The following is a 9,077-nucleotide window of genomic DNA, read 5'->3' on the forward strand; positions in this document are numbered from 1 at the left end:
CTCGGTCGCCGGCCTTGTCGTCGCTGAGATGATCGGGCGACTGAGGACCCGACCGGCTTCGACTAGTGGACTAGACCATTTTGTGGTTGCCGCCAAGGAGGGAACGGGCCATTATCGGCGGTCCGTGATGGGAGATCAGGAGGCGCACATGGAGAGACTCTCGCGTAGAACCTTCACCGCCGCGGCCGCGGGCACGCTCGCCGCCGTGACCCTCCCGGCCGGCGCACAGGCGGCAGATACACCGGCTGCGGGTGCCCGGACGGAGCACGCGCCGTCGACAGCCGGCGGCCACGGCGCCGGGAACAGGCAGATGCGCGGCATGTGGATTGCCACCGTGGCCAACACCGACTGGCCTTCGGCGCCGGGCCTTCGCCCGAGGAGCAGCGGCAGGAGCTGTGCGACCTGCTGGACGTGGCGGTCGAACGGCGCCTGAACGCCGTGATGTTCCAGGTACGGCCGACCGCCGATGCCCTGTGGCCCTCGCCCTACGAGCCGTGGTCTCAGTACCTCACCGGCGTCCAGGGGCGCGACCCGGGCTGGGACCCGCTGGGGACGGCCGTGCACGAGGCGCACCGCCGGGGCCTGGAACTGCACGCCTGGTTCAACCCCTACCGCGTTTCGCTCACGACCGACGTCACCGCGCTGACGCCCACACACCCGGCCCGCCTGCACCCGGAGTGGATCGTGTCGTTCGGCGGCAAGCTCTACTACAACCCGGGCCTGCCCGAAGTGCGCCGCTTCGTCGAGGACGCCATGCTCGACGCGGTCCGCCGCTACCCGATCGACGCGGTCCACTGGGACGACTACTTCTACCCGTATCCCGTCGCCGGGCAGACGTTCCAGGACGACGATGCATACGCCCGCTACGGCACGGGCTTTCCCGACCGCGACGCATGGCGCCGCAACAACACCGACCTGCTGGTGCGGGAGATGGCCGAGCGCATCAAGCGGATCCGGCCGCGGACGCGGTTCGGCATCAGCCCGTTCGGCGTGTGGCGCAACGCGGGCACCGACCCGTTGGGCTCGGCAACCACTGCCGGTGTGCAGACCTACGACGATCTGCACGCCGACACCCGCAAGTGGGTTCAGCAGGAGTGGATCGACTACATCGTTCCGCAGGTGTACTGGAACATAGGATTCGCCGCCGCCGATTACGCCGTGCTGGTGCCCTGGTGGTCCAGCGTCGTCTCCGGCACCCGTGTCCAGCTCTATGTGGGCGAGGCGTTGTACAAGGCCGGTGTGGCCGGACAGCCCGCCGCGTGGCAGGACCCGGCCGAGCTCTCCCGGCACCTCGACTTCGACACCACCTACCCACAGGTGCGCGGCAACGTCTACTTCTCGGCCACGCAGGTCGCCGCCGATCCGCTGGGCGCGATGAGCCGGGTGGTCGCCGACCACTACCCGACTCGCACACGCACACCATGAGTTGAGCGCGCGGCCGACTGCACCCTGTGCGCCGACGCCATCGTCGACGCGGGCACCGAGCCCGGCCTGGCAGGGACGCGCCTGGACGCAGCCCGCCGCCCGCCGCGTCCGCGCGCACCTGAGCTGGTCGCACTGGCGGTGCCGTGCACGGACCTGCGGTGCGCTGCCGAACGACCGTCGGTGGATGGCGGCCGGTCCAGGTCCGCAGCTCGTGCGGCTCCCGGACCGGCCGCCGTTGGGTCAGCGCTCCGAGGAGAAGGAGGAACTCACCCAGCTGCGGCGCGAGGTGCGCGAACTGCGCCGGGCGAACGAGGTCCTGCGGACGGCCTCGGCGTCCTTCGCCGCACAGCTGGACCCGACCCGGCCCACGTGACGGCGCTCATGGACGAGCACCCGCACCTGAGGGTCAGCTGCACATCCCCTCCTCCACCTACCACCGGTGGCGGCGCGCGGAGAAGGAGCCGAGCGAGCGCATCCGCCGGGACGCCGAGCTGACCGGCAGCATCCGGTAGGTCCACGAGGACTCCGGTGGCATCTACGGCTCCCCGCGCGTGCACGAAACGGTTCCGGTGAGCGGGTCTACAACGTCAGCCAGCCCCTCGCCGTCGCCTGAACCCCGGCCTGGAAGCGCGTCTGCGCGTTCAGCATCTGCATCAGGCGGGTGATGCGGCGGCGCACTGTGTGGACATGGACGTCCAGGCGGCGCGCTATGGCCTCGTCCTTGAGGCCCGACGCCAGCAGGGTCAGCAGTTCCCGCTCCTCCTCCGTGACCTCCTCGTCGGCCACCGAGCCGATCGGCACCGCCCGGTCCCACAACGCCTCGAAGAGCGGTACCAGCGCGTTGCCGAGCAGGGCGTCGCTGATCACCAGGGCCGACGCCGTCGGGTCCGCCGCGTCGGTCGGGGGGAGCAGGGTGATCCGGCGGTCGACGGTGACGAGTTTGGTCGGCAGGTCCGTTCCGACGCGGATCTGGACGCCCTGTCCGGAGAGGTCGTTGAGGCCCCGGGCCCGGCCGTGGAATGTCAGCCCCTCGCGGTCCACCACAACGCGCACCCGCACCCCGCGCCGCACGGGCTCGGCCACGTCCAGCGGGGCCGGCATGCCGTCGGGCTGACTGGCGGCATAGGGCGGGCGGTCGAGCAGCGCCACCTCCTCGCGCGCCGACACCAGCAGTGCGGCGACACGCTCGGCGATGGCCAGGCCACCGCGGACCGTCTCGATGCCGATGGTGCGCGGATCCTCCGCGGTGCTCAGCAACTGCGCGGCGATCCGGTCGATCGACCCGGTCAAGGCCTCCAACTCTGCTGATCTGCGAAGAAGTTGGGCCTGATGCTGGTGGAGCAGGCCGCGTAGCGCCGTGGCGGGGGCCACCGGGACCGGCAGGGCCGCCGGGTCGGGGCCGGGCCGGGTGAAGCCGTGCTCGGCGAGCTCGTCGAGGGCGGCCGCGGCCCGGCGCACCGACAGACCGAGGGAGTGGGCGAGCGCGGCGCGGGAGGCGTGGGCGGGCAGATTCAACAGGGCCTCGTAGACCTGGAGCCCGTCGGCTCCGAGTCCGAGAGCCTGCCACTGCGCATCCAGATCGGTCAGTCCCACGCGGCGATTTTCGCCTGGTTCGCGCAGGCCACACAAGTGTGCATGTCCACAAGTCGGCACCGTGAACGCATTGTTCACACACCTGTCCCGGCACTTGCATGTCCGCATCCGAAACGTGTTCAACCGGCCAAGGCAGCGAAGGGACATTCGTGCGGACCTCACCACGCAGGAGAGCAGACATACCGGGCGGCACAGCCGTCGGCCAGGGGGTCGCGGCGTTGCTCGCCGCCGCTGGACTCCTGGTCAGCGGCATGACGGTGGCTCAGGCGGCGGACACCGCCCCAGCAGCCGCCTCGACCACCACCCCGGGCCTCGAGACCGACACCCCGTCCCTGGTGACCGGGCTGCACGAGGACGCTGCCGGTACCGGCAGCGCCGCCGACGCCGCCCGCGCACACCTCAAATCCAAGAAGGGCCGCTACCACATCGCCGACACCTCGGCGAAGGACCTGTCGACGGTCAGCATCGACAGCGAGGGCGGCAAGGAGACGGTGCGTCTCCAGCAGAAGTACAAGGGCGTCGACGTCCTCGGCGGCCAGTACGTGGTCCGCATGACGAGGATGAGCGGCAAGCGCACCGTCACGGGCACCTCCGGCAACTACTTCACCAAGCTGAGCCTCGACTCGGTCACCCCGAAGGTCTCCGAAAAGACCGCGATCGAGCGCGCGATCGGCGCCGTCACCTCGCAGCTGGGCCCGGCCCCGCTGCACGCTCCGGCCAAGGGCGAGAAGCTCGACGGCAGCCCGCTCACCGGCAAGGCCGTGGACGTGACGATCCTGCCGCAGGGCACCGGCGTGCTCACCCGGCACATCACCGTCACGGGCACCGACCCGGCCGACGGCACGGCGGTGAAGCAGGAGGTGTACGTCGACGCCCACTCCGGCTTCCCGCTGCTGCAGTACAGCGGCATCCAGACGTTCGGCTCGACCGACGCCGCCGCCGGCGCCACGGACGGGGCCGGGACGACTCCTGACGACGCCTCCACGCCGGCCGCCCCGTCGTTCGTCGTCAAGGGCTCCGGCACCCGCTACAACGGCCACAAGGTCGACCTCAACCTGTACAAGGGTGCTGACGGCACCTACCAGATGTACGACTACGGGTTCCGGGACGCCGCCACTGCGTTCACCGGCCCTCTGCTGCAGACCTGGGACGCCCGTGGCATCGACGTCTCCGCCGCCTCCGGCGTCTGGCCCAGTGGCGCCAAGATCTTCACGTCGGACACCCCGGACCTCGGCGCGGACTTCACCACCTCCGGTGCGGTCGACGCCCATTGGGCCGCCAACAAGGTGTACGCGTACTACAAGAACCACTTCGGCCGTAAGGGGATCGACGACAAGGACGGGTTCATGTACTCGCTCGTCGGTGTCACCGCCAACGGCGGGCCGTACGACAACGCCTTCTGGGACGGCTCCAAGATGGTGTACGGCCAGGGCGGCGGCGACTACCGTACCTTCTCCGCGGACACCGACGTCGTCGGCCACGAGATGACCCACGGCGTCACCCAGCACACCGCCGGCCTCGTCTACGCGGGCCAGTCCGGCGCGATCAACGAGGCGATCTCCGACTACTTCGGCAACGGCATCGACCTGGAGGCCAACGGCCAGTCCATGGACGACCCGGACTCGGGCCTGCTCGGCGAGGACCTGTGCACCACGCTCAGCCCGCGCGAGTGCGCCCTGCGCGACATGAACAACGACATGACCACGTCGAAGGACTTCATCGGCGTCAGCTACCGCGGCGACAGCGGCGGCGTCCACCTCAACTCGCCGATCTTCTCCGGCGCGCTGTGGGACATCCGCAAGGGCCTCGGAGGCGAGTTCGCCGACCAGATCATCTACCGTGCCCTGTCGGCGTACATGACTCCGCTGGACGGCTTCACCGAGGGCCGCGCCGCGGTCATCGCTGCCGCCCAGGAGCTGGGCGCCACCAAGGCCCAGGTCAAGACCGTCGAGGATGCCTTCGCCCGGCACGGCATCGTGCCCGGCTGGGAGACGAAGCTCGGCACCGACACGGACACCGTCCTGTCCAAGGTCAATGTCTCCGGCACCGGCGTCGCCGCGGGCGGCGGCACCTACGCGCTGTCCCGCTCGAACGAGGACGGCAGCGAGCCGTACTCGGTGTGGGCGGGCGACAGCAGCAGCAAGGGCACCCCGCAGCAGATCAGCCCCAACAACGGCAACTACAACGTCGACGCCGCCACCGACGGCAAGAACGTGGCGTGGGCCGAGTTCGCGTATGACGCGGTGAAGATCCACGTGCGGCCGGTTGGCGGCGGAGTCGACAAGACCGTCGACGGGATCGGCGCCAACGTCACGTCGGTCCACCTCGACGGTGACGTCCTCGTGTACACCTACCTGAACCCGAGCAGCGGCTTCGAACAGGCCCGCTACGTCAACATCAAGACGGGCGAAGTCAAGGAACTCGCGCCCAACCCCTTCACCGTCACGGGGCTCGCGTCGGTGCACGACGGCAAGATCGCGTACGCGAAGCTGTGGGCCGAGTCCGACGGCTACAAGCTGGGCGTCGAGGTCTACGACACCGCCACCGGCAAGACCCAGCTGATGCCGGTCGACAAGAACACGGTCGCCGGCATCGGCCAGACCGCCATTACCGATGACGGCGTCTTCTGGGTCGAGGACGGCGACGGCACCGACTCCGGCCAGGCCGCCGTGATGCGCGCCGACGTCGACGGCACCAACCGCACCACGGTCGTCCCGGAGTCGGGCGACAAGGCACTGTACGCCTACCAGCTGACGGCTTCCGACGCCGCGGTCACCGTCCTGACGCTGCCGCCGGCCACGTCGTGGGCCAACGAGACGCTGCCGAAGCTGTACCAGGTGGCGCCCGACGGCAAGGGCGGCGCGCAGCGTGTGTCCTGCAACCGCGGCGACCAGGTCTACCCGGCCGCCGACACCGGCGAGCGCGTGCTGTGGCTCGACGGTATTACCGGCTCTACGAACCTCGTGAAGCGGGACCGCCCGGCGGGCAAGTGCTGAGCCCGCTGAGCTGACGGTTCGAACGACGCGGCGGCCGGACTCCCGAGGGGGGAGGAGCCCGGCCGCCGTCAAGTGCGCATGGCAGCGCTCAGCCTCCGCCCAGCCTCTGCTCCGCCCACACCGTCTTGCCGATCCGGTCGTGCCGGGTGCCCAGCGGGTGGCGACGAGCAGGCCCCGGCCGCCCTAGTCGCACATCCGGGCGCGCCGCGTGTACGGGGTCGAACCGCTGGAGTCGTAGGCCTCCCAGATCAGGGTGGAGTCCTGGTGGATGAGCCGGAGCCGGATGGGCGCCGACCCCAGCGGATGGCGTTGGTGACCAGTTCGCTGACGATCAGCTCGGTACTGAAGGCGGCCTCGTCCAGCCCCCAGCGGGCGGCGAGGGCCGCGGTGTAGAGGGCGGCGTGTCCGGCCTGCGAGTGTCCGCAGGCCACCCAGTCGTCGCTGAGCCGGGTGGAGAGCTGGTGGGCCGCGCGGGTCAGATCGGCGGCCGCCCGCGCCTCCGCCTCACCGATGAGGTAGCTGTGCGCCCCGTCCGTGCCCAGGCCCTGGTAGTCGGTCCTGGTCACCGCGTAGCCGCGCGCGACGATGGGGGCGGCTCGAACGCTGTCCGCATGCGGTGTGCCGGTCACGTCGCGAGCGGTGCCACGAAAGTACGTCGACGGCGCAGGCGCAACCGCACCAGCCGCAGGCGGCGCGACTCGCGGGAGCACAGCGCCACTTCGTCTGCGAAGCGGCGGTCGTTGTGCTTATGCACCTGCGCGAAGAGGCACCCGGCTTCGTTCATCGCGTCCACCGCCTTATTCTTGCTTCCCTGCGCTTCGAGGTGGTGGGCGTAGTCGAACAACGCCCGTGCCAGTTCGCGTTTGTGCCACAGGCTGTGCGGAACCACTTGCCGGTATATCTCGACGGCCATCCGCATGTTCTCGACCGCCTCGGCGTAGCGTCGGGCCGCGTAGTCGACCCTCGCCTTGTTCGCGTGCGATTCCGCCTGCGTTACCTGGGCCTGCAACTGCCTCCTTTCCGCCTCCTCGATCCGCGCGGCCTGCCGGGTGAGGTCCTCCGCCGCGAGAGGCTGGGAGGTCACGTCGGCCGGGCCGCGGCCGGCGAGCCGGTCGATCACCGCCTGGCGACCGGCCGCCACCTGATCGGCCTTGGCCGCGTACCGGTTGCTGAACCGTGCCAGCTCCCGGAAGGTTTCGAGCGCCACCTCCGCCAGCCGCCGCGCCTCGGTTCCTCCGGTCGTGGACTGGTGTTGGGCGATGAGCCTGGCCAAATTCAACTGCGCGTCCGCAGTCTGAGCATACAGCCACGCGAATCGGTCCTTGAGCGGACTGTGCCCGGCTGGGAACAGTACCGAGTCGTCACCCAGCCGACGGGTGACCCGCTGAGGATTGTTCACCTCGCGATCGAGTCTCGAGTACACGTCCAGCGCCTCTCGTGCCGCGGCCAGGGCCTCGCCGCCGTCGCCGAGCGAATCATGGATCTGGCTTTTCATGGTCAGAGTCTGCGCCAGCAGCACGACGTCGTCGTCGTGGTCGGCTATCGCCACCGCCTCTTCGGCCGCGGCCACCGCGATCTTGCTGTGTCGCAGCGCCGTGTCCCAGCGCTCATTCCCCACGGCGTCCGTCGCTTTCGCCTGCGCTCGGGCTGCCCGCGCACGAGAAGCTGCCGCTGACCTCTGCTCCATCCTGCCTCCTCCACGACCCTCCACCGATGGTCTACCGCACTGGCTTGGCAGTCCACCGCGCCTCGGCCCTGTCGCGGCCAGGGCAAGCCGGACGCGAAGGACGCGTACGTCATCACCGACCAGGAAGGAGACCCCTGGTTCTTGATCACATGGCTCAACACCACGTCGATCTACCGGAAGTCCCTTTCCTCGTCGCCAGCGGCTTGGTGAACGACCGCCCCGCCAAACGCAACGGCGTTGAGCTCCTGGTGGGCAGGCGATCTCGGTCGCAAACGCGTCTACAGGAGCTTCTTGACGTCCAGACACCGCCCCCTCCACCCCGACTACCCACACATGTGTTTGGTCACGGTCCAAGGCCAGCAGATTCGTGCGGTCGAGGGCAGGCTGAGCCGTAGGGGTGTGCATGAGTGAAAGCCAGGTCACGATCAAGCTCACCAGTGACGAGGCACTGGTGCTGTCGCACTGGCTGGAGAGGCTCCAGATGACGGGCCTCAGCCGCGTTGTCGACGATCCGGCGGTCTGGGCGCCGATCCATCGGATCGCCGGAACGCTGGACAAGGCGCTTCCTGAGCTGTTCGCGCCTGACTATGACCAGCGGCTTGAGGCCGCTCGTCAGCGGCTTCGGCCGGAGGACTGACCGAGCGGTCTGGACTCCTCACCTGGGCCGCAGCCGGTTGGGGCTCGCAGAAGGTCCCGTCGCGGAGCGTCGCGAAGAGGACGTCGGCCCGGCGTCGGGCGAGGCAGAGCAGGGCCTGGGCGTGATGCTTGCCCTGGGCGATCTTCTTGTCGTAGTAGGCCCGCGATGCCGGGTCGCCCAGAGCGGCGAACGCGGAGAGGAAGAAAGCCCGTTTGGGCTGCTTGTTTCCTCTCTTGGAGGGTTGTACCCCGGTTTGAGGGCTGGTTGTGCGTTTGCTGCCAACGAACCACAATCCACTAAAGCTATTTTAAATAAGGTGGAATCATACAATTATCCTTATACGAAAAAAGTGGTCATTTTAAATTGTCGATCTGACAGAATCGATAGAACACAACTATTTGTTGATAATTTCTTAGAAGATATTGATTACGATACGTTGATTTGTACCGGAAAAAGTACACAGATGGTATCAGATTTAATGCATCGTTTACCAGACAAAAGATATTTGAACTTTGAAGGACAAGATTTTACAGAAATTGAAAAAGCTATTATGAAAGAATCGGACAATGCACTTGTCTTTTGTGTAGGTAATATCCACGGCCCAGGTGGAAGAATAGCGGAATTCATAGAAGGGATAGAATAAAACCCGGACGCGTTCGCCGCCGCCGTGCTGCGGCTGCTCGGCGACCCCGAACGCCGCCAGGCGCTACGGGACCTGGGCGCCCGCCAGGCGGCCACC

Annotated in this window: 5 protein-coding genes and 4 pseudogenes; 5 read left to right on the plus strand and 4 right to left on the minus strand. The window is 68.2% G+C overall.

What is annotated here, in order from left to right; all coding sequences use genetic code 11:
- Positions 1-148: 148 nt before the first annotated feature.
- Positions 149-1,425 (plus strand): annotated as a pseudogene (locus ABZ484_RS20440) (family 10 glycosylhydrolase).
- Positions 1,426-1,672: 247 nt separating this feature from the next.
- Positions 1,673-1,765, plus strand: a pseudogene (locus ABZ484_RS20445) (XRE family transcriptional regulator); the annotation flags it as partial.
- A gap of 239 nt (positions 1,766-2,004) precedes the next feature.
- Here ABZ484_RS20445 and ABZ484_RS20450 read toward each other — a convergent pair.
- On the minus strand, positions 2,005-3,018 hold the full coding sequence (locus ABZ484_RS20450; protein ID WP_358867300.1) for a LuxR C-terminal-related transcriptional regulator: 1,014 nt from the start codon (positions 3,016-3,018) through the stop codon (positions 2,005-2,007).
- A gap of 251 nt (positions 3,019-3,269) precedes the next feature.
- Between ABZ484_RS20450 and ABZ484_RS20455 the strand changes: the two genes are divergently transcribed.
- Positions 3,270-6,014: a M4 family metallopeptidase gene (locus tag ABZ484_RS20455; protein ID WP_358867305.1), complete on the plus strand. Its 2,745-nt coding sequence runs from the start codon at positions 3,270-3,272 to the stop codon at positions 6,012-6,014.
- An 88-nt stretch (positions 6,015-6,102) separates the two neighbouring features.
- On the opposite strand, the pseudogene ABZ484_RS20460 reads toward ABZ484_RS20455, so the two are convergent.
- Together ABZ484_RS20460 and ABZ484_RS20465 are read right to left on the minus strand one after the other, a co-directional pair.
- A pseudogene (locus tag ABZ484_RS20460) lies at positions 6,103-6,385 on the minus strand (ATP-binding protein); the annotation flags it as partial.
- A 254-nt stretch (positions 6,386-6,639) separates the two neighbouring features.
- Positions 6,640-7,701, minus strand: a complete 1,062-nt coding sequence (locus tag ABZ484_RS20465; protein ID WP_358867301.1) for a hypothetical protein — start codon at positions 7,699-7,701, stop codon at positions 6,640-6,642.
- Between the two features lie 403 nt (positions 7,702-8,104).
- Between ABZ484_RS20465 and ABZ484_RS20470 the strand changes: the two genes are divergently transcribed.
- Positions 8,105-8,338 carry a hypothetical protein gene (locus tag ABZ484_RS20470; protein WP_358867302.1) on the plus strand — a complete coding sequence of 78 codons (234 nt, stop codon included), beginning with the start codon at positions 8,105-8,107 and terminating at the stop codon, positions 8,336-8,338.
- 37 nt (positions 8,339-8,375) lie between these two features.
- On the opposite strand, the pseudogene ABZ484_RS20475 reads toward ABZ484_RS20470, so the two are convergent.
- Positions 8,376-8,573 (minus strand): annotated as a pseudogene (locus ABZ484_RS20475) (IS110 family transposase); the annotation flags it as partial.
- Between the two features lie 81 nt (positions 8,574-8,654).
- Between ABZ484_RS20475 and ABZ484_RS20480 the strand changes: the two are divergent.
- Positions 8,655-8,981 carry a hypothetical protein gene (locus ABZ484_RS20480; RefSeq protein WP_358867303.1) on the plus strand — a complete coding sequence of 109 codons (327 nt, stop codon included), beginning with the start codon at positions 8,655-8,657 and terminating at the stop codon, positions 8,979-8,981.
- Positions 8,982-9,077 lie beyond the last annotated feature (96 nt).

It is taken from the genome of Streptomyces sp. NPDC006393 (assembly GCF_040628575.1).
Classification (GTDB): Bacteria; Actinomycetota; Actinomycetes; order Streptomycetales; family Streptomycetaceae; genus Streptomyces.